The organism is Myxosarcina sp. GI1 (assembly GCF_000756305.1).
Classification (GTDB): Bacteria; Cyanobacteriota; Cyanobacteriia; order Cyanobacteriales; family Xenococcaceae; genus Myxosarcina.
In genome coordinates this window covers 59,105-81,515 of the sequence record NZ_JRFE01000058.1, presented here as the reverse complement: position 1 = coordinate 81,515, position 22,411 = coordinate 59,105, and the positions used below count along the sequence as shown (strand labels likewise).

At 41.6% G+C, this 22,411-nt stretch carries 26 protein-coding genes and 1 pseudogene; 8 read left to right on the top strand and 19 right to left on the bottom strand.

Annotated features, from left to right (window positions below):
- Positions 1–113 precede the first annotated feature (113 nt).
- From KV40_RS29345 to KV40_RS29330, 4 genes are all read right to left on the bottom strand, one after another.
- Positions 114–1,505, bottom strand: coding sequence for a TolC family protein (locus tag KV40_RS29345; protein WP_036488756.1), 1,392 nt, complete (start codon positions 1,503–1,505; stop codon positions 114–116).
- 466 nt (positions 1,506–1,971) lie between these two features.
- A complete protein-coding gene (locus tag KV40_RS29340) occupies positions 1,972–2,874 on the bottom strand; it encodes a metal ABC transporter permease (protein WP_036488754.1) in 903 nt (300 codons plus the stop codon).
- The gene (locus tag KV40_RS29335) at positions 2,871–3,653 is read right to left on the bottom strand and encodes a metal ABC transporter ATP-binding protein (RefSeq protein WP_036488753.1); all 783 of its coding nucleotides are present in this window, start codon (positions 3,651–3,653) and stop codon (positions 2,871–2,873) included. Before KV40_RS29335 ends, KV40_RS29340 begins: the two co-directional genes overlap by 4 nt.
- A gap of 47 nt (positions 3,654–3,700) precedes the next feature.
- Positions 3,701–4,696, bottom strand: coding sequence for a metal ABC transporter substrate-binding protein (locus KV40_RS29330; RefSeq protein WP_036488752.1), 996 nt, complete (start codon positions 4,694–4,696; stop codon positions 3,701–3,703).
- A 183-nt stretch (positions 4,697–4,879) separates the two neighbouring features.
- Between KV40_RS29330 and KV40_RS29325 the strand changes: the two genes are divergently transcribed.
- A complete protein-coding gene (locus tag KV40_RS29325; protein ID WP_253274424.1) occupies positions 4,880–5,608 on the top strand; it encodes a tetratricopeptide repeat protein in 729 nt (242 codons plus the stop codon).
- Between the two features lie 155 nt (positions 5,609–5,763).
- Here KV40_RS29325 and KV40_RS29320 read toward each other — a convergent pair whose 3' ends face one another.
- The 4 genes from KV40_RS29320 to KV40_RS33860 form a co-directional block, all read right to left on the bottom strand.
- Complete coding sequence (locus KV40_RS29320) at positions 5,764–6,261, bottom strand: Spy/CpxP family protein refolding chaperone (protein ID WP_253274423.1); 498 nt, start codon at positions 6,259–6,261, stop codon at positions 5,764–5,766.
- A gap of 100 nt (positions 6,262–6,361) precedes the next feature.
- Positions 6,362–6,793, bottom strand: a complete 432-nt coding sequence (locus KV40_RS29315; protein WP_036488749.1) for a heavy metal-responsive transcriptional regulator — start codon at positions 6,791–6,793, stop codon at positions 6,362–6,364.
- 93 nt (positions 6,794–6,886) lie between these two features.
- Entirely contained in the window at positions 6,887–7,678 is a 792-nt protein-coding gene (locus KV40_RS29310) for a glutaredoxin (protein WP_036488747.1), read from the bottom strand.
- A gap of 289 nt (positions 7,679–7,967) precedes the next feature.
- Positions 7,968–8,315, bottom strand: a complete 348-nt coding sequence (locus KV40_RS33860; RefSeq protein ID WP_072013939.1) for a four-helix bundle copper-binding protein — start codon at positions 8,313–8,315, stop codon at positions 7,968–7,970.
- 394 nt (positions 8,316–8,709) lie between these two features.
- On the opposite strand from KV40_RS33860, the gene KV40_RS29305 reads away from it, so the two are divergent.
- The 4 genes from KV40_RS29305 to rppB all read left to right on the top strand — a co-directional run bounded on the left by KV40_RS29305 (position 8,710) and on the right by rppB (position 11,464).
- Entirely contained in the window at positions 8,710–9,048 is a 339-nt protein-coding gene (locus tag KV40_RS29305) for a hypothetical protein (protein WP_036488745.1), read from the top strand.
- Entirely contained in the window at positions 9,014–9,136 is a 123-nt protein-coding gene (locus tag KV40_RS37500) for a hypothetical protein (RefSeq protein WP_371260853.1), read from the top strand. Before KV40_RS29305 ends, KV40_RS37500 begins: the two co-directional genes overlap by 35 nt.
- A gap of 241 nt (positions 9,137–9,377) precedes the next feature.
- Positions 9,378–10,112 (top strand): two-component system response regulator RppA, encoded by a 735-nt coding sequence (gene rppA, locus KV40_RS29300; protein ID WP_036488743.1) that lies wholly within the window; start codon positions 9,378–9,380, stop codon positions 10,110–10,112.
- Positions 10,109–11,464: a two-component system sensor histidine kinase RppB gene (gene rppB, locus KV40_RS29295; RefSeq protein WP_036488740.1), complete on the top strand. Its 1,356-nt coding sequence runs from the start codon at positions 10,109–10,111 to the stop codon at positions 11,462–11,464. The genes rppA and rppB overlap by 4 nt, the downstream gene beginning before the upstream one ends.
- A 6-nt stretch (positions 11,465–11,470) precedes the next feature.
- Here rppB and KV40_RS29290 read toward each other — a convergent pair whose 3' ends face one another.
- Entirely contained in the window at positions 11,471–12,250 is a 780-nt protein-coding gene (locus KV40_RS29290; RefSeq protein WP_052056069.1) for a DUF1206 domain-containing protein, read from the bottom strand.
- Between the two features lie 320 nt (positions 12,251–12,570).
- On the opposite strand from KV40_RS29290, the gene KV40_RS29285 reads away from it, so the two are divergent.
- Together KV40_RS29285 and KV40_RS29280 are read left to right on the top strand one after the other, a co-directional pair.
- Positions 12,571–12,840 (top strand): thioredoxin family protein, encoded by a 270-nt coding sequence (locus tag KV40_RS29285; protein WP_036488735.1) that lies wholly within the window; start codon positions 12,571–12,573, stop codon positions 12,838–12,840.
- Between the two features lie 6 nt (positions 12,841–12,846).
- Complete coding sequence (locus tag KV40_RS29280; RefSeq protein WP_036488733.1) at positions 12,847–13,287, top strand: heavy metal-responsive transcriptional regulator; 441 nt, start codon at positions 12,847–12,849, stop codon at positions 13,285–13,287.
- 69 nt (positions 13,288–13,356) lie between these two features.
- Here KV40_RS29280 and KV40_RS29275 read toward each other — a convergent pair whose 3' ends face one another.
- The 3 genes from KV40_RS29275 to KV40_RS29265 form a co-directional block, all read right to left on the bottom strand.
- Entirely contained in the window at positions 13,357–14,532 is a 1,176-nt protein-coding gene (locus tag KV40_RS29275; protein WP_036488731.1) for an IS4 family transposase, read from the bottom strand.
- A gap of 17 nt (positions 14,533–14,549) precedes the next feature.
- The gene (locus KV40_RS35420) at positions 14,550–14,744 is read right to left on the bottom strand and encodes a transposase DNA-binding-containing protein (protein ID WP_036488729.1); all 195 of its coding nucleotides are present in this window, start codon (positions 14,742–14,744) and stop codon (positions 14,550–14,552) included.
- Positions 14,745–14,938: 194 nt separating this feature from the next.
- A complete protein-coding gene (locus tag KV40_RS29265; protein ID WP_036488960.1) occupies positions 14,939–15,406 on the bottom strand; it encodes a hypothetical protein in 468 nt (155 codons plus the stop codon).
- A gap of 111 nt (positions 15,407–15,517) precedes the next feature.
- Between KV40_RS29265 and KV40_RS29260 the strand changes: the two genes are divergently transcribed.
- Positions 15,518–16,678, top strand: coding sequence for an RNA-guided endonuclease TnpB family protein (locus KV40_RS29260; RefSeq protein WP_036488725.1), 1,161 nt, complete (start codon positions 15,518–15,520; stop codon positions 16,676–16,678).
- 94 nt (positions 16,679–16,772) lie between these two features.
- Here KV40_RS29260 and KV40_RS29255 read toward each other — a convergent pair whose 3' ends face one another.
- From KV40_RS29255 to KV40_RS29225, 7 genes and pseudogenes are all read right to left on the bottom strand, one after another.
- The gene (locus tag KV40_RS29255; RefSeq protein WP_052056068.1) at positions 16,773–17,114 is read right to left on the bottom strand and encodes a hypothetical protein; all 342 of its coding nucleotides are present in this window, start codon (positions 17,112–17,114) and stop codon (positions 16,773–16,775) included.
- A 114-nt stretch (positions 17,115–17,228) separates the two neighbouring features.
- Positions 17,229–18,157: pseudogene (gene dmeF, locus KV40_RS29250) on the bottom strand (CDF family Co(II)/Ni(II) efflux transporter DmeF).
- Positions 18,158–18,191: 34 nt separating this feature from the next.
- Complete coding sequence (locus KV40_RS29245) at positions 18,192–18,734, bottom strand: cupredoxin domain-containing protein (RefSeq protein ID WP_036488723.1); 543 nt, start codon at positions 18,732–18,734, stop codon at positions 18,192–18,194.
- A gap of 31 nt (positions 18,735–18,765) precedes the next feature.
- On the bottom strand, positions 18,766–19,590 hold the full coding sequence (locus KV40_RS29240; protein WP_253274413.1) for a hypothetical protein: 825 nt from the start codon (positions 19,588–19,590) through the stop codon (positions 18,766–18,768).
- A 2-nt stretch (positions 19,591–19,592) separates the two neighbouring features.
- A complete protein-coding gene (locus KV40_RS29235) occupies positions 19,593–21,875 on the bottom strand; it encodes a heavy metal translocating P-type ATPase (RefSeq protein ID WP_036488447.1) in 2,283 nt (760 codons plus the stop codon).
- Complete coding sequence (locus KV40_RS29230) at positions 21,872–22,093, bottom strand: heavy-metal-associated domain-containing protein (RefSeq protein WP_036488444.1); 222 nt, start codon at positions 22,091–22,093, stop codon at positions 21,872–21,874. Before KV40_RS29230 ends, KV40_RS29235 begins: the two co-directional genes overlap by 4 nt.
- Before the next feature lie 36 nt (positions 22,094–22,129).
- Positions 22,130–22,324 (bottom strand): heavy-metal-associated domain-containing protein, encoded by a 195-nt coding sequence (locus tag KV40_RS29225; RefSeq protein WP_036488442.1) that lies wholly within the window; start codon positions 22,322–22,324, stop codon positions 22,130–22,132.
- Between the last annotated feature and the right edge of the window lie 87 nt (positions 22,325–22,411).

The following is a 22,411-nucleotide window of genomic DNA, read 5'->3' as shown; positions in this document are numbered from 1 at the left end:
ATTGTTATATAGCTTTACAATTAATTGACGTTTTTTACATCTTTCCATACAGACCATGAAATTCGGATGAAATTCAAAGTTTTTGCAAGTATTGCTTTTGAAATTTTGTCAACCTAAAGCCGATCGATTGCCCTCTGAAGCAATGCCAAAGAGCGATTATAGTTGGTTATAGCTCTTACTCGATTGCCAGCAGCTTGTGTCAATTCGTTTTGCGCGGTATTGACTTCTAACTGTGTACTCGCATCTTGACTATAGCCAAAACTAACTAATTCCAGAGCTTTTTCCGCTTGTTGTAAGGCAATAGTAGCCGTTTCAATGTTCTTAGCGTTAGCTAGGAGGTTTTTGTAAGCTTGTTCGACTTCTAAACGAATTTGGTTGCGGAGATCGGCAAAGCGGACTTCGGCAATTTGAGCATTAACGGCTTCTTGCTTTGCAGCAGCAGCGGTAATTCCTCCATCAAAAAAATTCCATCTGACCCTAGCACCAACAGCATAGCCATCTGTACTTTCTTGACTTAACTCTCCTACTGCCTGATAGTTAGCAAACAAACCGAGGTTGGGTCTTACTTCTGATAAAGTTACCCGTCGCTGCTGGAGACTAATATCACGCTGGATTAATTGTTGTTTAAATTCCGCTCTATTTTGGAAAGCTTGAATAATAGTCTCTTCGAGGGAAAGGTTCCATTCCTCGCCAACTTCAACTGGATTGGCAGCAGCAACATCGATAGTTTCAGATAATCCTAAAATCCTAGTCAGGCGATCGCTAGCCAGATCTTGTTGAGTTTGCGCTTGAATCAGTTCTTGTTCGGCATTTTTAAGCTGAACTGTAGCACGGGCAATATCTAATTGAGTACCTAACCCTCCTTCCTCTAAAGCTCGTGCATCCCGTAAAGCTAGTCGGGCATTTTTCACCGCAGCTTGACTGATACGTACCTGTTCGTCAGCTTCTTGGAGATCGTAGTAAGCATTAATGACATCCAATTGAATTTGTTGCTGGAGTCGTTCTAGTTCCAATTGGTCGAATTGTAATTGTTTTTGAGCAGCTTTAATTCGTGCCGAACGTTTGCCAAACGTAAAAACATCGTAACTGAGTTCTACTGTACCCGCTAAAAAAGCAGGGGAGGAGCTAGCCGTCTCAAAATTCAACTCCGTAGGATTTTCTATATTATCTACCTGTACCAGTTCAGTACTCAAAGCTAAATTGGGATACCAAGCTCCTTGCGCCTGTCTCAAAGCTACCTGCGATCGCTCTCTAGTTAGAACAGCAACTTGCAATTCTCGATTGTTTTTCTTAGCTAGTTCCAGTGTTTGTTCGAGAGTAAGAGATTGCACTTGTTGAACTTTTACTCGCTCGGTGGAAGTAGGAAGTTCTAAAATAGAGGAATTCGCTGATGAGGTAGAACTAGCAGAAATTTGAGCCGAAGTTTGCGCTGAAGCTGACTTTAATTGAAATAAACTAATTCCTACACTAAATCCTGTAGCTATTAGTCTCCACAATGTAGACATATGTTTGTATTGCTTAATAATAAAGAGTCCAATCAGATGCCAAAACTATTCTTGGAGAATATACAATCAGCGAAGCATTGATAATTGTAGAAAGTATTTTTTTCATTGGTTTTGTATCAAAAAATTGCTGTCTCCTTCAACAATTTAACGAGATTCGATGAAATTCGGATGAAATTTCAGTTGCCAGCCCAGATACCTATTGATTGTTTAGTTTGCCTGAATCTGAAATACTTAGCCAAAATCTTAGAATTGACCTTTTAGAATTGACCTTGAAGTTGAGAGGAAATTTGACAAAACGGTTAGAGATACTTTTTAACTGCCATAGCTTAAGAGACAAAAATATTAACTCAAATGTCATCTTACTTACTTCTGTTAGAATATGAGAAAAATATGAAAACTAGCAAAAATGACATGTAGCTGGGGCAGCTTTTGTAGGATTAGCTGCTGCAAGCCCCGAAATTGGTATTTAATGTGGCGAGTGGGGTCGCGGAAGTGCTTGCTCTTGATGCTGATGAGAATTCTGAGCCAAAATTCCGTATTTAGGTGCAAATACCATTGTTATCATAAACAAGACTGTCAGAAGTACCACAATTGAGCCACCTGTAGAGACATCGAAATGATAGCTAAGATAAGTTCCACCCACACAAGAGAAGACACTCGTAACAATAGAAATTATTAACATACGGTCAAAGCGATCGGTTAATAGGTAAGCTGTCGCTCCAGGAGTTACCAGCATGGCAATCACTAAAATGATACCTGCGGTTTGAAGGGCAGTTACGATAGTAAGAGCCAGCACCGAAAGCAAAGTATAATACATAAATTGAGTATTAAGACCGATGGCTTTAGCGTGATTGGGGTCAAAACAAAATAGCAGCAGGTCTTTACGGCGTATTAAAATCACCACCAGAGTAATTGTACCTGCAATCAAAGTTTGAATGATGTCCTGTTGAGATATGCCCAACACATTGCCAAACAAAATATGAAACAGATCGATATTACTGGGAATTTTTGTTACCAGCACCAAACCGAAGGCAAAAAAACCTGTAAATACTACGCCAATCACGGCATCTTCTTTAAGACGAGTTTTTGATTTAATGTAGCCAATTGCCACGGTTGCCCCAAAGCCAAAGACAAATGCGCCAATAGCAAAGGGAATATTCAGGGCATAGGCTACTACTACCCCAGGCACAACCGCATGAGAAACCGCATCTCCCATCAAAGACCAGCCCTTGAGGGTAATGTAACAAGAAAGCACCGCACAGACTAAACCGACAAAGGCACTAACCCAGATTGCCTGAACTAAAAATCCATACTGTAAGGGTTCGATCAGCCAGTCTACCAGGGGAATATTGGCAATTAGATTACTCATCTATCCACCTCAGATGTCTGGAACATTTGACGTAAGCTGGTAACTGGTAAACCACCGAAGGTCATGGCTAAGTTTTCTTCGGTAAAAGTTTCTTCTGTCGTTCCAGCAGCTAGAATTGTTTGGTTGAGGAGGATAGTGCGATCGCAAAACGTGGAAATCGAAGCTAGATCGTGGGTGGATACCAAAATGGTGTGTCCTTCTGACCGTAGCTGGATCAGCAGATCGATGATGCGCTTTTCGGTCTTAACATCCACACCCGTAAAAGGCTCATCGAGTAAAATCACCTTGCCTTCTTGAGCTAAGGCTCTTGCTAAAAATGCCCGTTTTTTCTGACCTCCAGACAGTTCGCCAATTTGATGATGGCGAAAATCAATCATACCCACCCGCTCCAAACTTGCCATTACTAACCGACGATCTTTAGCACTCGGAATCCGCAGCAGGTTCATATAGCCGTAGCGACCCATCATTACCACGTCAAATACGCTGACGGGAAAATTCCAGTCTACTTCGTCCGACTGAGGTACATACGCCATTAGCTGACGTTTTTGAGCTTTTTGTACCGAAATACCACCAATAAGGATTTGCCCTTGTCTCGGTTTTAAAAAACCCATAATTGACTTAAACAAAGTAGACTTGCCACCACCATTTGGTCCAACTAAACCAGTAATCGTCCCTGGTTCGACAATGCAGTTAGCATTATAGAGAGCGAGTCGAGCATTGCTGTAGGTAACGCTGAGGTTATTGACGCTGATATCGAGTGTTTGAGTTGCAGATTGCATAATGCTTTTTTCCTAGTTATGTTACTCAAGACTTATAGAATGAAAAATTACTGACTTTTACTGCCCCCTAGCAAACCATTAGTAATAGTGCGGGCATCATATTCGAGTAAATCTATAAAGGTGGGAACTGGTTCTTGTTCCGTCGAAAGAGAATCTACATAAAGGTTGCCTCCAAATCTTGCCCCTGTTGTCTTAGCAACTTGCTTTTGTCCTTCATTGCTAACGGTGCTTTCACAGAAAATAGTTGGCACATCGTTGGTTTTTACTTGCTCAATTACCCTCTGTATCTGCTTGGGAGTAAACTGTTGTTCGGCATTAATCGACCACATATAGATTTCTTTCATGTCATAGTCGCGAGCGAGATATGAGAATGCCCCTTCGCAACTTACTAAATAGCGTTGCTTTTCGGGTACTTGCTTCAAGTCTGCCTGTAGTTTTTCATCAATTGCTTTTAATTGTTCGCTGTATGCGGATGCGTTAGCGTTATAGGTATCCGCGTTTTCTGGGTCTAGTTCTACAAAAGCTTGACGAATATTTTCTACATAAACTAGTGCATTAAGAGGCGACATCCAGGCATGAGGATTGGGTTTGCTGGCATAAGGTCCTTCAGAAATTGGAATCGCCTCAATTCCCTCTGTCAATAACACCGAGGGGACATCTTTCACATTACCTAAAAACTGTTCAAACCAACGCTCTAAATTCATACCGTTATAAAGAATCAAGTCGGCATCTTGAGCTTTTACTATGTCGCTTGGTGTAGGTTCGTAACCGTGAATTTCTGCACCAATGCGAGTAATAGACTTTACTTCTAGCTTGTCACCTGCCACATTTTGAGCCATATCCGCCAAAATAGTAAAAGTAGTGAGAACTTTCTTTTTGCCTTTGGTGTCTGTTGATGAGTCGGCAGCAACGTCAGCCACATCTGTATCGTTTGATGTAGTTGTTGACGAAGTTCCCCCAGTACTACTACAGCCAGTGAGCCACATCCCTAGCGTTAAGCTAATGAATAAGATAATGCCACGCCTTAAATAAATTTCCGCCATAGAAAAACAAGCCAATCTGATTTCATAATCATATCACTTTTCTTTCATATTTATCTCATAATTGAGCTGAGAAACCACGTAAAAACGTCAAGATATTTGAGGCAAGAGCTTATTGAATAAATACTTGCGATTTGATTCTAGTTTCATTTACTAGAATGGTATTGAGAGGTGAATGTTTTTGTTTTGAGTTACAACAAGAACGATCCAGCCATGAAACTGATGAAGATATTAGGCATTTTATTAGGGATGACATTAACTGTTGGCGGATTGTCGGTTTTTGTCAGACCAGCTTTAGCCATTGCTTCTACCCAACAGCAATCGGCAGTTTCTACCGAGCGCATGAATGTTGAAAGCCTGTTCGAGCGCGGTACGGAAAAAATCAATCGTGGTGATTATCAATCGGCAATTGCCGATCTAGATCGCGTTATCGAACTCGACCCTAACTATATTGAAGCCTATTGTAGTCGGGGAATGGCAGAATTTGGCTTGGGAAATTTGGAACGGGCGATCGCTCAATTCGATTTGGCATTACAGGTTGCTCCCCGTCATGCTGATGCTTTGAATAGAAAAGGTATCGTTCTCGCACAGCAAGGTAATCTAAAGCGAGCCGTCAACAACTTTGGTCAAGCTTTGAATTTTGACTCTAACTTTGTTGATGCCTATTACAATCGAGGTAAGGCGCGTACTGAATTAGGAAATCTTCAAGGTGCGATCGCTGATTATAACCAAGCTATTAAGCTCGATCCCAATTTAGCTGAGGCTTACGGCAATCGGGGATTTGTTCGCGCTCGAATAGGAGAAAAACAAAAAGGTTTAGAAGATTTACAACAGGCAGCCCAACTATTCTTAGATTCAGGGAATATGGCTGGATACCAACAAACTCTCGCTTATATTCAAATGATTCAACGGTAGATTAATTAGTTGAAAAGTAAATTTTATAATGTAGTTATCTCAAATAATTTCAATACTAATAGGTCTATATTTTTCTTAAAGATACAAATGCCAGAAATAACCAAAAAACCTAATTTTCGCGATGTTGCTGCGTAAAATCAAATAACTGTTCGGTCTTAGTTATCTTGCTCATAACCTCTAATTCGATCGTATTTTCGGATTTGCTCTACCGATAAAAGTGGAGTTATTTGCAAATGTGCCTGTAAATGGATTGACCTTAATTTTCCATAGAGTCGTGCCAATTCATTAGTTTTATTATGGAGTTGGACATTAGTAATTTTTTTCGTAGTAAAAGCTTCGCTGAGTTCTTGTTCTTTAGCGACTATAGTTTGACCGAGACTTTTTGCCTCAGACTGCATTTGGTTAAAGGCTTTTTGAATTTTTTCTATCTGTGTAGCAGAAAGATTTAGCTGCGATCGCAAGTCTAAGACATGACGAGGACCTGGATAGCTATTCAGTTCAGCCATACGTGCGTAGCCAGCACCTTTACCCTCCAGGAGATTGTCAACCTCTTCAGCATTCAAACCCCGTACAGGGGAATTTAACTGTTCTGCGTAAGGCGAGTTTAAATCATTATAATGGTTATCCTGCGGATGTTGAGCTAGAGCTGTCATGCTGCCCGTAGTTATGAAAATACTCAGCAAGAAGAGAAAATATCTAATACGAGCAAATGACATCGTTATCTACTTTTTTTGCTAAAACTGTTTCCGATATTCATAAACTATTTATAGATACACTCGAAATTAGAGGACAAACCTCTTCAGAGTTTGGTTCGAGCGCGGGGTTATCTATCCAGCTAGAGCGATATTCTTCTAACTCCTTTTTAAACAAACTCATCCGTTTAATCTGAATTTCCAGTTGTTCGATCTTGTCATTTAATAAGCCCTGTACCAAATCGCAAGGCTGTTCCCCGCGATCGCGCACGTTTAGTATTTGCTTAATCTCTTCCAAGGTAAATCCTAAAGCTTGAGCTTTCTTGATAAATTGCACCTGCGAACCTGCGTTCTGACTATAGTAACGATAGCCATTATCTCCCCTATGTACGGGAACTAAAAGCCCAAGATCGCTATAGTAACGTAAAGTTCCTACTGCTAGATCGGTTTGTTTGGCTAGTTCGCCAATTTTTAGGTAAGCTATTTCACTCATAGTTGTTTTGCAATTTCTTCTTATCGCTATTTAGAGTATAAACTCTCTAGCGTACTAGAGAGTCAAGACAATTAGAAGCTAATTAGTATTTGTCTATTTAGCTGCCTCTTGTAAGCGAACGATCGCAGCGGGTTCGGCTTCTTTAATTTTGGTGGTTTCCGCTTCTCCTGTAAAAGCATTGAAAAGCAGTACTCCACCCATAACCGCCATAATCGCATTTTCGGTAAAGCTGACAATACCCAAGGGGGCTTTAGAATTACCGCCGACACAAGCACAGTTGAGAGCCAATTTATCAATATATACGGCTTTAATCACCGATATTCCACCACTAACACCGATAAATAGAGAGGTGATACCAGTAGCTATTGGAGCAACCCCAGAGAGAAATCCTAGAGCGATCGCCAATTCCGCAAAAGGATATATTTTGGCGTAAGGTTTAACTTTCTGGGTTATCAGGTCATATTTCTCAAAACTCTCGGCAAAAGATTCAACATCCATTAGCTTAAGGGTAGCCAGCAAAGATAGGGAAAAGCCCATAAACCCAGTCAGTCCCATCGCAGTAGCCAAAGCCATCAGTCCTGCACTGGAAAAAACGGCAATTACAGGAGTGTAGGAGTATTCTGCCCCTTCAGCTTCTACATCTAGTTTTTCTGCTAAATCGGTATATCCGCCAACTCTTTCGTCTCCAAAAAAGATCTGAGGCGTGGTTTGAACGTTATGTTTGGCTTTAAAAGCTTCGGTTTCTTCTTTTGATTTTAGTTTGTGGTCTTCAAACTCGATGCCTTTTTCATCAAGCAAATTGACCGCTTTCAACCCCCAAGGACATTCGTGTTCTGGGGTAGACATTCGATATACTCTAACTTTTTCTAAAGTCGCGCTGTTCATACTGGTGTTATTTTATTTAATTTGTATATATCCAAACCAGATAGATTTTAAATCCGATCTATAAGTTTGGAATCTGCAATTGGAAACATTGTTTACTGGCAATAAAAGAGTTTTTTCCAGATTGCCAGTATGTACTTGCAAATACGAGGTTGCATTCTAAATAAGATTTTCGAGACTTACGGAGAGTAGAACGAGGTAACACTAATGCTAATGCTGGGAATCATTTTAACTATTACGTCTTATCTACTACCTGCTGCTCGCATACAAAGAAATGCAGCACCTGGCGTTACTACGCTGTCGCCATTTGACGGCAGGATTCAGCACAGCGACGACAAGATTCAGCACAGCGTTTACAGTGGTCGCTATCGTGACTACCACACTCTTCAGCACAACGTTCGCAAGCTTCAGCGCAGACACTACACATTTGAGCGTGAATACCAGAGGAACGCATCATCAGACGAGCGCAAAGGTCGCAAGTATCAGAACAGTCACGGCATAATTCGATACACTTGGACATCATCTGCACCATGTCGCTATTAAGACAGGCGGTAGCGCAGTTTTCACAGTCTTTAAGACAATCCAGACAAGCTTGAATACAAGAATCTAAGTTAGAGGATTGAGTTGATGTAGCTGTCATAATTAAATCTTTCCAATTGTTTTTTGTGCAGATTGCTCTGCAATTCCTAAACTATAAGGTTGCAACAATGACGACATCTTTCTTCTGGCTGAAACGGAATTTATAACTAAAGGAAGAAAGCAATTTCATGGTGATTTCATTTTTATGTACTATGTAAATTAATTGTTAATTTAAAATTGACCCAGGTGCATGACAATAAAGATGTTTTTGAGAATAAAAGCTGCTTGAAGCGACTATAATATAGATATTTACCGTATTAAAATTGTTATCTATCAATATTTTGTTTGCTGTTAAGCAATAACAAAGATAGTTTTAGATAATTTTACTTTTATCTGCATTTGTTAGAACTTTAGGTAGATATTGAAAGCTGCCGATCGCGCTAGACTCAATAATTATGAAGCAGCAATCTATCGAGACATCATCTTCGTTATCGTATATACGTGCTTTATCAGCAGCACTAATTTTGGGGGTGTGTTCTGTAATTTATCTGACATATATACCCAAAGCTGCGGTAGCCGTCCATAGTGGTGTTGTCTTGGCTGTTGCTGGTGCTATATATGTTGGTTTCGGTTTGGTTGAAGGAAGCAACAATGCAGTAATCTTAGAAGCGATATCGGGCTTGTTTTTCGGCAGCATTGCCATCGTCGGTACGATTTATTCACCTCAAAATTTTGGGAATAGGTTTTTTGCTCCATGCCGTGTGGGACTGTCTGCACCATTGGAAAGTGGTTAAGACTGAAATAAATCTTTGGTATCCTTCTTTCTGCGCGATATACGACTTTATTGTAGGCATATATCTTTTAGTTATTTATTTTAGTTAAAAAAGTAAAGCAACACCGATGGAAACGACTATCGATCTTCTATACCTATGAATTAGCAAATTATTAATGTTTTGATGCCTCAAGATATTAATTCAAACCAGAAAAACTCAGGGCTTATTTTTGACAGACAGTATTCGAGCCAAGAAAATTTGCACCGCACCATTTTTAAAATCTCCTAATCAAAACTTTTTATAAATAGTTTTTAGCACGGCAATAATTCAGACAAAAGGGTAAATATAAGATGCGAATACTTTTAGTTGAGGACGAACCAGATTTGGGAGCAGCCTTGAAGGATACTTTAAACCAACACAATTATACGGTCGATTGGGTTTTAAATGGCGACGAAGCCTGGAACTATCTGACAACTAAAAACATTGAATATCACGTAGCAATTTTTGATTGGATGTTGCCAGGGTTATCAGGTATTGACCTCCTCAAAAGATTAAGAAGACAGCAAAGTCCCTTGCCAGTATTGATGTTGACTGCCAGAAGCGAGATCGAAGACAAAGTAACGGGATTGGATACTGGTGCGGATTATTATTTAGTCAAACCGTTTGGAATGGAAGAATTGCTGGCGGTAATACGGGCATTGCAAAGGCGATCGCCAGAACTCGCTCCACCAGAGCTAACCTTGGGTTGTCTGTCCCTCGACTACAACAATAACTGTGTTTGTGTCTGCGATGCCGATCGCTGTTTGCAAACAGTTACTTTAACTACCAAAGAATTTCAACTACTAGAATATTTTATGCGCCATCCCGACCGCATTATTTCCCGCGACCAAATTTTAGCTCAGCTTTGGGACTGGAACGCCGAAACCATGAGCAATGTGGTTGCTGCTCAGGTAAGATTGTTAAGACGCAAGCTAGCAGAATGTGGCTGTGCCGACCCCGTAGAAACTGTATACGGATTGGGTTATCGTTTTAGTGCCAATCCCCATTTAGATTTTCCATCAGCTACAGACTCAGACAAAAGATGAAGAGAAATCGGCTTTTCCAACAAACTCGTCGTCAATTGGCGACCTGGTTTGTAGTCGTAATGATATCGATTATAATTATTTGTGAAATTAGTCTCGATCGCACTTTGACTCGCGCCCATCAGCTGCATCTCGACCGCGAATTGACTTCTACCGCCAACACGATTCACAATGGATTTTCCAATGTCCTCGACATACCAGGCGAACTAAATTTGAGCGCGATCGATCTATTGCCAGACCTCTGCCCCTACAGCGATCGCTGTTACGAAACAGACGGTTTTGAACTATTACCAGTAGAGGTAATCTACAAGGTCGAATACTACGTACGCTTGTTAGATAAGGAAGGTGAGCCGATAGCCATAGCGGGGAAAAGAATCAAGTCTTTACCTATAGATTCGAGTAATTCCCAATGGTTAGATCTACTCGATGATGATGGCTATCCCTACCGTCAAACTTCCCTAGAGCTACATACCAAAGACCAAGAAGTTTGGGGATATCTCCAAGTAGGACGTTCGGTGGAAGAGATGAGAGAATATTTAGGTATTGTCCGCCGAGTCTTGATTTTGGGGTTTCCCTTCGCTGCAACTCTAATTGGCATCGGAGCGTGGTGGCTGGTGGGCAAAGCGATGATGCCTATCTATCTTTCTTACCGTCAAATACAGCAGTTTACCGCCGATGCTGCCCACGAACTGAGGACTCCTTTGGCTGCAATTAGAGCGACGGTAGAGTCTACTTTGATGAGACCTACTTTAAATGAAATTAGCACTAGAAGCACTTTGGAAACCATATCCCGTCAGAACCAAAGACTATCAAAGATCGTATCAGATTTAATGATCCTGAGTCGTTTAGATCGTCAGTTGTCTGGTTGGAATACCTTTGCCTTAGATGAATTGGTAGTCCTCAACGATTTGGTCAACGATATAGCCGAAGAATTTGCAGCTTTGGCGATCGCTAACAATTTACAACTGCGATTACAAAATGAAGTAGCCCAACCATTAGAAGTGGTCGGCAATTCCGAACAACTGTATCGAATGGTATCTAATTTAGTAATCAACGCCATCAACTATACTCCCGCAGAGGGAACAGTAACGATTATGCTCAAAGCGACTCGCAGCGAAGCCGCGATCGAAGTTCGCGATACGGGAATTGGCATTGCTAAACCAGAACAGAAACGTATTTTCAACCGCTTCTATCGGGTAAACAGCGATCGCTCTAGACAAACTGGTGGTTCGGGACTGGGGTTAGCGATCGCTATGGCAATTGTCCAGGCTCATAAAGGTAGTATTGAAGTGATAAGCAAACTGGGCGAGGGAAGTGCATTTATCGTTAAATTACCCAGACTAGAAAATGATTAATGATTATCAATTTATCTCGATCTGACGATAGCGAACTTTTAATAGCGAACACACGGCAAAAGCGATGAGTCCCAATGCTGCTATAGTCAATAGAACCTTGCCGTAGGGCTGTCGGGCTAAAGTTAATAAAGCACCGTCTAATCCTTTTACTTCTTGCGGATTGTAATTTTTGGCAGCGTCAGCTATAAAAAATCCCGTCATTACGAAGACAACACCCCTGGATGCTATACCAAAGCGACTGATATGAACTAACGTCTTCTTCTGTATAGCTCCAAGCTTATCTAAATTGTGCTTTTTATGAAACTTCACTTTGTAAGCAAGATAAACTTTATAGAAACCAACACCGATAACGATCGCGCCAACCAAACCCACTAACCATCTCCCAAAAGGCTGCTGCATCAACATTGCCGTCCAATCTTTTTTGGTTTTAGTATCGCTACTGCTACCATCGCCTAATAGTAATGATGCAGCATTATAAGCTATGCCCAAATAAAATAAACCGCTCGCTCCGTAACCCAAACGCAAAATCGAACCCTTACAGTCGATCCCTTTATTGCCAGGGTCTTTTATTGCTTGAACGAATCGCCAGAAAACGTATCCTAGTAATCCTACAACAAACAAAGCAAGTAGTATTCGTCCGAAAGGTTGTCTGGCAATCGTTTGTAACGCACCGTTAGTCCCCGTGGTTTTACCACCAATGCCAAACGCTGCAAATAGTGTCAAGATACCAATTAAAGCGTAAACAAAACCTCTAGTAATATAACCAAACCTAGCTAGTGCCTCCATATTAAATATTTCTTAAATATATTTTTAGTATTCAGTCTATTTTAAAAATATCGATTGCCTATCTCTCTTGGTATGTAGATTGAATCGTTTTATAGAGTTGTCAATGCTTTTGGCTGATTAGAGCGATCGCGGTTTACTCTATTCAAACCAAACTCACTATTCAATTTGCTCGTATTCATTATCAGTATCAAAGTATATTTGTCACCCCAACTGATAGAAGAGTCTGAGAAATTGAATGCAAAATCTATATTTCCTCTTGACATTAGAGTTGACTCTAAGGTTTAGGCTAAGTCTAGAACGATAATATTGAAGAGGAAGAAATGACAAAACAATTAGTAGAAGTTTTTATAGCTGGCTGTCCTTTATGCGATGAAACAGTCAAGTTGGTAAAAGAGTTAGCTTGCTCTAACTGTGAAGTAAAAATTTACGATCTCCATCAAGAAAACGCAGCAGGAAAAGAGAAAAGAACGCAATATGGAATTTATCGCGTACCTGCGGTAGTAGTGGATGGTAAATTAGCAGAATGTTGTTCCTCTCAACAGCCCGTATCTCGCGAGATGCTCGTAGCTGCTGGTATCGGGCAAGGATAGGAGAAGATGACAGAAAGAAAAGGCTGGTTAATTGGTGAATTGAGCGATCGCGTCGGGGTATCGGCTCATACAATCCGCTATTACGAACGCTTGAGATTACTCGAACCTTCAAAGCGAACTGAGTCAGGATACCGTATCTATAGTGAAGAAAATGAAGAACGCTTGCGCTTCATTCAAAAAGCCAAAAGATTCGGACTGTCTTTGGATGAAATTAAACAGCTAATTACCATTAGAACTAAGGGAACACCCCCTTGTGCCAGTCTCAAAATAATGGTTAAGCAACATCTCGACGATTTAGACCACAAAATTGAAGAAATGGTGTCTTTACGTCGAGAATTAGCCAGTCGTTATGAAGAAATAGATAGATTGTTATCGGATAGCTCTACTCCTACATCTGAAGAAATTTTTCGGGGTAAGATCTGTGGGTTAATTGAATCTATCGACTAGTTCGGTAAACAAATTGCACAGCCTGGTTTTACTACAATTACGCCTTCTTAACTGCCCTTACTTTTCCCGTTAAGTGTTTCGGGCAAGCTCCCAGCCCTCACAAAGGTCGTGTAATTTTAACCAACCACGCCAGAGAACTTGGATGCCAATGTTCGTCTTACGACGATGTTCGAGATAGCCCCCCAGATAAGCAACAGCCTCTACTGCCCAAGCAATGGTTAAGAGAGGAGGGAGTTTTTGTCTGGCCTTGACTTTTAAGACTTCAAGCTGAACGGAATTGAGGATGGCGATCGCGGGAGCATCGGGTTGAGTTCGATGGAGATAAGTAACTTGTAAAAGTTCAACAGCGATGACACTCAAAAAGCCGAGTAAAGTCTTCATGCCTACAGCAGCCAGTCGATATCGCTCGCTCTGACACCCAGACTTCAAAATTTTATGATAGTCTTCAACTCGCCAACGGTAAGTGTACCAGCGTAAAATAGTCGCAGCCATGAAGGCATCTTCCACCACTTCTGTCGTCAGCAGCATCCAGGATAGAGGGGTTTCCCCTTCGGGACAACCGATTTCTGTGGCATAGACAGCATAAACTTTTAAAGGGTCACGATTCTCAAAGCGATAAGGAGTTCGCAAGTTGACCTCCCTAAATCTTACGGCTAGTTTGGCTCTTCGCGCTTTACGCTTAGCCGTGGCAGGTATCTCGATTTCTTGTTCAAAACGAATGGGTTCGGTTTCCATCTTAGACCAGAGCCGTTCGCTGTTTTGGTCTAAACTGCGATTATGGGCAGCTCTGACTACAACTCCTGTGTGTTTCAGTTGACGCACTTGGTCAAAAACTTCGGCCACATCTCCTTCTCGGTCGAAGATATGAATCACTCTGGTGTTGGCTTCTACTTGCTTGTCCACCACACAGAGAGCTTCGACCCATTTGTAAGATTCTTTCTCGACAAAGGGTCTTTGACGGGCCTTTTTTCGGTTTTCGGCTTGCCGTTGCTTTTTTTGTTGGGGAGTTTCATCTTGGGGAGGTTTGGGCTTGTGTTCTCGATTCCACAGTTTTTGCCACAGTAACCCCAAAGTTTGTCCTTGTTCTGGTTCAATCGCCAAAGCACTATGCAAAATTAGACCATTGCCACCATTCCCTGTGGGACCATAGCCTTCCCTTTTCGCCTTAATGCTGCGATAATCCAAAAAGGTCGTATCTCCTACCGATAAGACCAGATCATATTCTTCCACGGCGGCAGTTGTCATCTGACAGTGCGGCTCGATTATCTTGTCAAAATCGGTCTTCGAGTTAGCAAAAATTCATAGGACTTTTTCAACTCTTTGGCTCCAGAAAATACTTCTGAGAAGGCTTTTCCAAATCCTTGACTCAAAGCTTTTCCAATCGAGAAGGCTCGGTTGTTTAAGCGCTCGTCTCCCAATTGACAACTGGCAAAATTTTTCGTTCCCCATTCCAACATTTTTTGACCTCCACTCACCCAATTTTTTTCACTATACCTTCAAAACTACCTCAAGACTTTTTGCTCTTCTAGTCTGTATTTCAGACTTAGCGGTAAAAGTAAGCTTAACTGCCACGCCAATAATTTGAGGGTTAACAATCTCAGAAACATCTGCCTGAAAATGCTAAGAATGGACTCGCACGAACTCAATTTAATTATTTAGGCTTGATCGATGAAAGTTGTCTTTTTACAAACCAAATAATTAACGGTGGAATTATTAACCACTGAAGTACGGGTAATAAGCCCGTACCCAAAACTGTTAGTGTCGGCATAGCTTCGCCATACTGCCATCTATTTAAAACTCCTGTAGCCAGAGCTTCAAAAATTATCGTAATAATAATTCCTACCGAGATAAAAATAGCAACTTGCCACCAGTTAGGTCGGAAAATCCAGCGACGCGACTTAGCTATAGCTGCTACCGTAACAAAAGCCGTTACTGAAATTCCTGCATCGCCAAAAGTAGCTAGGGTACAGTTGTTGATTATGTCTATGTAGCTAAATTCAGATGAAACTTGAAAATAGGGCATTTGCCGAATTTCCCAAAAGAAGTTTAGCAAGAAAGAGAAAATAGCAACATTTAGTTCTGGTGTATTGAGCCAACGAAATAGATCGATCTTCAACATTAAAATATTTATAGAAAAATGTAAACCCACGTCATTTATGCGTGGGATGAAAATTGAGGCAGTAGCTAAACTTGATTTACAGCGAAGCCGTGTTTGTGGTAAAAACATATCATGAAACAGCTTCGAGGGTTTAAATTTAGATTCTATCCGACTTCGGCTCAACGATTAGAGCTAGCGCAAACGTTCGGCTGCACCAGATACGTCTACAATTGGGCATTAGCATTGAGAACTAATAGCTACTACCAGGCGGGAGTTTCACTTAGCTATACCGACACCTCAAACGCTCTGACTAAGCTAAAGAAAGACCCCGAAAAACCTTGGCTCAAGCAAGTATCAGCCGTACCACTACAACAAGGGCTAAGACATTTGAATACAGCGTTCATTAACTTCTTTGCTGGTAGAAACAAATATCCTAGGTTTAAGAAGAAAAACGGTAGACAGTCGGCACATTACGCACCGAACGCTTTCAAATGGATTGATGGCAAGCTAACTTTGGCTAAGATGTCTCAACCATTGAAAATTAGATGGAGTAGACATTTTGAGGGTCAACCAAAGTCAGTTACTATCTCTAAAGATCCAAGTAATAGGTACTTCGTTTCTTTCTTGGTTGAAGAGGAATTAGAGCAGTGGCAAGCTACAGAAGGTAAAATCGGTGTCGATCTAGGTGTACTAGATGTGATGGTAACTAGTACAGGATTTGCTTCTAGCAATCCAAAGCACTACCAGAAATACCAAGCTAGACTGAAAACTCTACAACGTAGACTAGCCAAGAAAAAGAAAGGTTCAAGCAACCGATATAAGGTAAGACTAAAAGTAGCTCGTCTTCACGCGAAAATAGCCGATTGCCGTAGAGACTTTTTGCACAAATTAACGACTCAGTTAGTACGTGAAAACCAAGCTATCTATACTGAGACGTTAGCTGTAAAAAATATGATGGCTAACCGTAAGCTATCAAAAGCTATTGCAGATTGTGGATGGGGTGAGGCATTACGCCAATTCCAATACAAATGCAAATGGCACGACCGAGAATTGGGAGCAATAGATAGATGGTTTCCATCTTCTAAGCGATGTAGCAGTTGTGGCTATATCCTAGATAAACTAACGCTTTCAGTTCGTAAATGGACTTGTCCTAACGATAGCTGCCGTACAACTCATTTGAGAGATGTTAACGCAGCTAAAAACATTTTAGCCGTCGGGCAGACGGTGTTTGCTTGTGGATCTGGCACTGGCGGGGAGACAATAGATTTGTTGTCTCTAGCTATCCAGGGATGAATCAAGAATCCCACTGCTTAAGCTGTGGGAGTGTCAACTACATACAATGCGATCTCCTAAAGACTTTAAATACGCCAAAAGAAAGGCGCGATCGCTAGCCTTTTGGCAATACCTCAGAATTTTCTGGCTGAAGTGCAGTTGAAGAACAATGGTTGGGCAATCCAGCAAAGCCTGTAAGCATACCAAATATCAACATTAACGCGCCTAAATTCAACACGTTGTCGATAATGGTTTCTCGAACAGCTTCACGTCTTTTTTTTAGCTGAATCTGTCTGACTGCGCGATCGATAAACTCAGGCGAGATATGAGCTTCTGCACCAATCTTTTGGAGTTCGGCTATGGAGTAAGTTTGTTCGTGTTTAGCCTGAAGTTCGGCAGCTAAAGCGAAGATTTCATCAGTATGTTCTTGAGAAATGCGCGATTCTGGTTTATTCATAGGTAAATAATTCTTAACTACATTCGGTATTGATGTCGAACTGACAAATCAAGACTCAATTTAAAATTTTCCAAAAGTTTAATTTTGCTGTTATGCGCGATCGCCACTTTTACTTCATTTCAGACAGGGTTCGCCTCGACATTGATTGACTTCTACTAAAACATGGCTGAGGGAAGATATTCCACTTAGCAAACCTTTATAATATTCTGGCGATCACGGGTAGTGGGTAACTAAGGAAACAGTTGCAGCCAAGCAGTTTTCACCAACATACCAAACGTGCAGATCGGCAATCCGATTGTCGGCATCTGCTTCAATAGCAGTCATAATATCCAATTTTATCTGTTTATCAATTGTCCCATCGAGCAAAACTGTACCCGTATCTCGAACTAGATCGTAAGCCCATTTAGAGATAACACCCGCACCGATCAATCCCATCACTGCATCCAACCAAATCCAACCAAAAACTTGCCAGCGAATAAAGCAATAATAGCTAAAATCGAAGTTAGAGCATCAGTGAGAACGTGAATATAAGCTGCCTGAAGATTAGAATCGTGGTGATGGTGATGGTCATGATGGTGGTCATGATGGTGACTATCTTGTAGCAACCAAGCACTTACTAAGTTTACGATTAAACCCAAAATAGCTACCGCGATCGCCTCATTAAATCGAATCGCTATTGGTTCAAAAAAACGAGTTATGGACTCAATAGCAATAGTTAAAGCCGTTACCGCCAGAGCAACCGCACTGGTATAACCTCCAAGAACGGTAACTTTTCCCGTTCCAAAGGTATATCTAGGATTGTTAGCGTGATGGCGAGCATAACGGTAGGCAAACACGGCAATACCAAATGCTGCAACATGAGTTGCCATATGCCAACCATCAGCAAGCAAAGCCATCGAACCAAAAAAACTTCCTGCGATAATTTCCACTACCATAGTGATGGCTGTCAGCCACATTACTATAGTGGTGTTTTGCTCGGCACGGTCGCGAGTAATAGAAAAGTTATGGGAATGTTGCCATTGTTCTAATATATCCTCGTGCATTAAACTACTCCTTATTTGTTTTACCTAATAGAAGCTATGATGGGTCATTTGCTTCGGCTTTGATTACCCCACGATACATATTCATCCCACAGGTAAAAGTATATTCTCCTGGTTTTTCGGGCATAACTTCTACCGAGGTAGTTTGGTTTAGAGTTAAATCTAATGCCTTATTAAAGTCTGGCAATAATACCTGTTCCAAGCAGCCACTAGGATCTTGACGATAAAAATTGAGCCTGACGGGTTCGCCAGCAGCTACTTCAATTCTATCGGGAGTGTAACCTCCATCTACTGTAATATCTATCTCTTGAATGCCTCGATCTACCCGTGCTTTTTGAGATTTGGTTTTGCTAAACATAAACCACCAAAGTTCCGCCCCAATTAAGCCCAAACCACCTACGGCAACGGCAATTTTTAAACTTAAAGGCTGTTCGAGCTTTTGGAATTGAGCAGTTTGTTCGCCTTCGGAAATGGGCATTTCCACTTCCATATCTCTCTGTGCTAATGCGACGTTAGGTATTAAAGCAAGGAAAAATCCCAACCCCGCTAGAGTGCCATATAGTTTAGTTTTAGTTAACATCTTTATTTATATTTATACGTATTTGTCTTGTTTAGCGATCGCCCTGACGTTCTGGATGACCGAACCAAGAGTGAGGAGAATCGCTGTATTTCTCTGCCATCAACTCCACCACATCATCCATCTGTTTATCGGCTGCTACCCAACCATTTTCTAGATCGGGAAAGTCTAATTTGCAGTTCTCACACTTTTTCCCGTCATAAAAACGGATCGGACACCAAAAAGACTCGACATTACGCAGCATTTCGGCACCGAGAGAATATACGCCCGTCATCCAGTCGCAATACCAACACCAAATTAAGTCGTGTCCTACCAAACCTTCAAACTTGTGCCGACTGACGTTGACCCACTCACCAATATTGTAATGAGGAAAGCCTAATATCCAGACTAGCAGGGGATAGATAGTAATTTCTGACAGGCGAATTAAAAGAAACATGGGTAAAGCCAAGGTAGAAACCCATAATCCCAAATGATTGCGCCACCAGCCAATTTCTTGATTTAAAAAATGAACGATCCGCGAACCGCTCGTAGCTTCAGGATGAGTTCTTTGGTGCCAAAAAATCCAAAGCTGCATTGCCGTAATCTGTCCGACTAAGGTAGCTACCAAACCCAACCAACCTGCTATCCAACTTCCTATTAACCAGGGAATTGGTACGAGCATTAATACAACAAAATCCAGTCCAGGGGCGCGGGTACAAGCTTCAGAGATTGTTTTGCCTAACTTTCCCGTACTAGGTAGTGCTATCAAACAAGAAATAAATGCCACTTCAAAGGTTAAAGTCGCGGTAGCTATGGCGGTATAAACGTTCATCAAAGTCATTGACTGTTTGAAATTAATTATTGTTTGGATGTCGCTCATGTTTAGACTCGCACTTTCGACGGACTAAAGTTACGTAATCTCAAGGCATTAGTTATCACTGAAACCGAACTAAACGCCATTGCAACTCCAGCAACAATCGGATTGAGCAACCAGCCAGAAAAAGGAAACAAAATACCTGCTGCAATAGGAATACCCAGGACGTTATAGATAAAGGCAAAGAAAAGATTCTGACGAATATTGCTAATCGTTGCTTTGCTTAACTCGATCGCGGTCACAATACCCTGTAACTCACCAGAAATTAGAGTAATATCGCTAGCTGCGATCGCCACATCCGTTCCCGTACCGATGGCAATACCCACATCTGCCTGTGCTAGTGCGGGAGCATCATTGATACCGTCTCCTACCATCGCCACAATCTTGCCTTCCTGCTGTAGTTCCTTAACCTTTACTGCCTTTTGGTCGGGGCGTACTTCGGCTTCGACTCTGACAATACCCACCTGACGGGCGATCGCTTCGGCGGTTTTCTGATTGTCTCCCGTCAGCATTACTACTTCCAAATCTAGGTTGCGTAAAGCTCTAACTGCTGCATTGGAAGAAGGCTTGACCGCATCGGCAATGCCCATAATGCCTTCTAGTTGTTTGTCTACGGCAATTAGCACCACGGTTTTTGCTTCGGCTTCCCAAATATCCTTTTGTTTTTGTAACTCGTCGGCATGAATACCCAACTCACCCATCCAGCGTTGAGTACCGATTTGAATCAGACGACCCGATACTATACCCTGTACGCCACTACCTGCCACTGCTTCAAAATCTCTAGCTTCTGTTGGTTCGATATTCTGCGATTCGGCGTATCTAACCACAGCTTCGGCTAAAGGATGTTCGGAGTTGCGTTCGACTGCTGCAACTAAACGGAGTAGTTTTAATTCTGCACCATCGCTAATACCCCGAACAGCTTGATAGTTAGTTACAGTCGGTTTTCCTTGAGTAATCGTCCCTGTTTTATCGAGAACAATAGTTTGTATTTTATGGGCTAATTCTAAACTCTCTGCCCCCTTAATTAGAATCCCGTTTTCTGCACCTTGACCAGTACCGACCATCACAGAAGTAGGAGTAGCCAAACCCAAAGCACAGGGACAGGCAATAATTAGCACTCCGACGGTAGTAATCATTGCTAGGGAAATATTACCCATGACAATAAACCACAGCACAAAAGTAGTTATGGCGATCGCAATTACGGCGGGAACAAACCAACCCGTTACTTGGTCGGCTAATCTTTGAATTGGTGCTTTAGAACCCTGGGCATCTTGTACCAATTGCACGATCTGGGCTAATACCGTATCTCTACCGACTCTAGTGGCTTTAAATTTAAAACTGCCTGTTTTGTTAATAGTCGCACCAATTACTTCATCCCCTGGCTGTTTTTGAACGGGAATACTTTCTCCTGTTACCATCGCTTCATCGATCGTCGAATTACCGCTCACGATCTCGCCATCGACAGGTATCTTTTCCCCAGGACGTACCAAAATAATGTCGTCAATCTGTACTTCACCGATCGGAACATCTATTTCTCGTCCATTGCGTATAACCCTCGCATCTTTAGCTTGCAAACCCATCAGTTTACGAATTGCCTCGGAGGTTTGTCCTTTGGCACGATTTTCAAACCACTCTCCTAGTAGAATCATCGTAATGACTACAGCAGCAATTTCGTAGTACACTTCTGGCATTAAGCCCTGGGTTAAAAAGAAATTAGGAAAGACAGTAGCAAATACAGAGTAAAAGAAGGCTGCGCTAGTACCCAAAGCGATTAAAGTATCCATGGTGGCAGCATGACGCTTAAAAGCTTTCCAAGCATGGATATAAAAACCATAACCACACCAAAACTGCACGGGAACGGTCAAAATTAACTGTAGCCAGGGGTTGTGCAACCATGCAGGAATAAAAGGTAATTCTAACCCTGTCATCATCGGCAGCGAACCGATAACTAAGATAATACTTATTATCCCACCCACAATTATTTTACGGAATAAATCGCGAGATTCGGCTTTGCGGGCTGCTTGTTCGGCATCATCCTCTCCCGTAATCATCTCCTGTTCCTGGAGAGAATAAGATGAATAGCCAGCTTCTTCTACCGCGTATTGAATTTCCTCAATACCAGTGCGACGGGGATTGTATTTAATCGCAGCCTGTTCTGCACCGAAGTTAACGTTACAGGACTCTACTCCAGGAACATTACTAATTGCCTCCTCAATACTGCTGGCGCAGGAAGCACAGCTCATTCCTCTGAGTTTAAGATTGATGTTTTCTATATTGGTGGCGGTGTTCATAAATCGTAGAAGAAAGGTTTGGCAAGACTTGCACAATAGCCCGCATCATCAAGCACTTCGATAACAGCCGATTCAGAAGCCTCGGTTTTTACCGTCACTTGTTTACTTTGAAGGTGGGTTTCTACTTCTGCTTCGGGATCGAGAGAGTGAATCGCTTCGGTAATGGTTTTGCTACTAGCATTGCGAGATATATTTTGAATTTCCAACTGTATAAGCATGGCGTTTAGTCGCTTTACTAGCATTAAGTTTTCAATTTAAGCAGCGGGATAACCAGCAGCAGCGATCGCTTCTCGGATGGATGATTCTTTAGCTTGGGTGTCTACTTTGACTTGCTTGCTTTTAGGATCTGTTTGTACGTCTGCACCAGGATCGACTGATTGAATCGCTTTGGTAATGGTCTTACCGCAACCACCACAAGCCATGCCTGGTACTTTTAGTTCTATAGTCATTGTTATTTACCTCGTTTGTTTAGTTCTAAAATTAGCTTAAACTCTCAAGTTAGCTAGAGAGTCAAGGGGATAAGAGAAATTTTTTAT

What these genes read in the sequence shown, in the direction of transcription:
- KV40_RS29345 (WP_036488756.1), bottom strand. Translation starts at nt 1,505, where the DNA reads ATGTCTACATTGTGGAGACTAATAGCTACAGGATTTAGTGTAGGAATT.
- KV40_RS29340 (WP_036488754.1), bottom strand. Translation starts at nt 2,874, where the DNA reads ATGAGTAATCTAATTGCCAATATTCCCCTGGTAGACTGGCTGATCGAA.
- KV40_RS29335 (WP_036488753.1), bottom strand. Translation starts at nt 3,653, where the DNA reads ATGCAATCTGCAACTCAAACACTCGATATCAGCGTCAATAACCTCAGC.
- KV40_RS29330 (WP_036488752.1), bottom strand. Translation starts at nt 4,696, where the DNA reads ATGGCGGAAATTTATTTAAGGCGTGGCATTATCTTATTCATTAGCTTA.
- KV40_RS29320 (WP_253274423.1), bottom strand. Translation starts at nt 6,261, where the DNA reads ATGACAGCTCTAGCTCAACATCCGCAGGATAACCATTATAATGATTTA.
- KV40_RS29315 (WP_036488749.1), bottom strand. Translation starts at nt 6,793, where the DNA reads ATGAGTGAAATAGCTTACCTAAAAATTGGCGAACTAGCCAAACAAACC.
- KV40_RS29310 (WP_036488747.1), bottom strand. Translation starts at nt 7,678, where the DNA reads ATGAACAGCGCGACTTTAGAAAAAGTTAGAGTATATCGAATGTCTACC.
- KV40_RS33860 (WP_072013939.1), bottom strand. Translation starts at nt 8,315, where the DNA reads ATGACAGCTACATCAACTCAATCCTCTAACTTAGATTCTTGTATTCAA.
- KV40_RS29305 (WP_036488745.1), top strand. Translation starts at nt 8,710, where the DNA reads ATGAAGCAGCAATCTATCGAGACATCATCTTCGTTATCGTATATACGT.
- rppA (WP_036488743.1), top strand. Translation starts at nt 9,378, where the DNA reads ATGCGAATACTTTTAGTTGAGGACGAACCAGATTTGGGAGCAGCCTTG.
- rppB (WP_036488740.1), top strand. Translation starts at nt 10,109, where the DNA reads ATGAAGAGAAATCGGCTTTTCCAACAAACTCGTCGTCAATTGGCGACC.
- KV40_RS29290 (WP_052056069.1), bottom strand. Translation starts at nt 12,250, where the DNA reads ATGGAGGCACTAGCTAGGTTTGGTTATATTACTAGAGGTTTTGTTTAC.
- KV40_RS29285 (WP_036488735.1), top strand. Translation starts at nt 12,571, where the DNA reads ATGACAAAACAATTAGTAGAAGTTTTTATAGCTGGCTGTCCTTTATGC.
- KV40_RS29280 (WP_036488733.1), top strand. Translation starts at nt 12,847, where the DNA reads ATGACAGAAAGAAAAGGCTGGTTAATTGGTGAATTGAGCGATCGCGTC.
- KV40_RS29275 (WP_036488731.1), bottom strand. Translation starts at nt 14,532, where the DNA reads ATGACAACTGCCGCCGTGGAAGAATATGATCTGGTCTTATCGGTAGGA.
- KV40_RS35420 (WP_036488729.1), bottom strand. Translation starts at nt 14,744, where the DNA reads ATGTTGGAATGGGGAACGAAAAATTTTGCCAGTTGTCAATTGGGAGAC.
- KV40_RS29265 (WP_036488960.1), bottom strand. Translation starts at nt 15,406, where the DNA reads ATGTTGAAGATCGATCTATTTCGTTGGCTCAATACACCAGAACTAAAT.
- KV40_RS29260 (WP_036488725.1), top strand. Translation starts at nt 15,518, where the DNA reads ATGAAACAGCTTCGAGGGTTTAAATTTAGATTCTATCCGACTTCGGCT.
- KV40_RS29255 (WP_052056068.1), bottom strand. Translation starts at nt 17,114, where the DNA reads ATGAATAAACCAGAATCGCGCATTTCTCAAGAACATACTGATGAAATC.
- KV40_RS29245 (WP_036488723.1), bottom strand. Translation starts at nt 18,734, where the DNA reads ATGTTAACTAAAACTAAACTATATGGCACTCTAGCGGGGTTGGGATTT.
- KV40_RS29240 (WP_253274413.1), bottom strand. Translation starts at nt 19,590, where the DNA reads ATGAGCGACATCCAAACAATAATTAATTTCAAACAGTCAATGACTTTG.
- KV40_RS29235 (WP_036488447.1), bottom strand. Translation starts at nt 21,875, where the DNA reads ATGAACACCGCCACCAATATAGAAAACATCAATCTTAAACTCAGAGGA.
- KV40_RS29230 (WP_036488444.1), bottom strand. Translation starts at nt 22,093, where the DNA reads ATGCTTATACAGTTGGAAATTCAAAATATATCTCGCAATGCTAGTAGC.
- KV40_RS29225 (WP_036488442.1), bottom strand. Translation starts at nt 22,324, where the DNA reads ATGACTATAGAACTAAAAGTACCAGGCATGGCTTGTGGTGGTTGCGGT.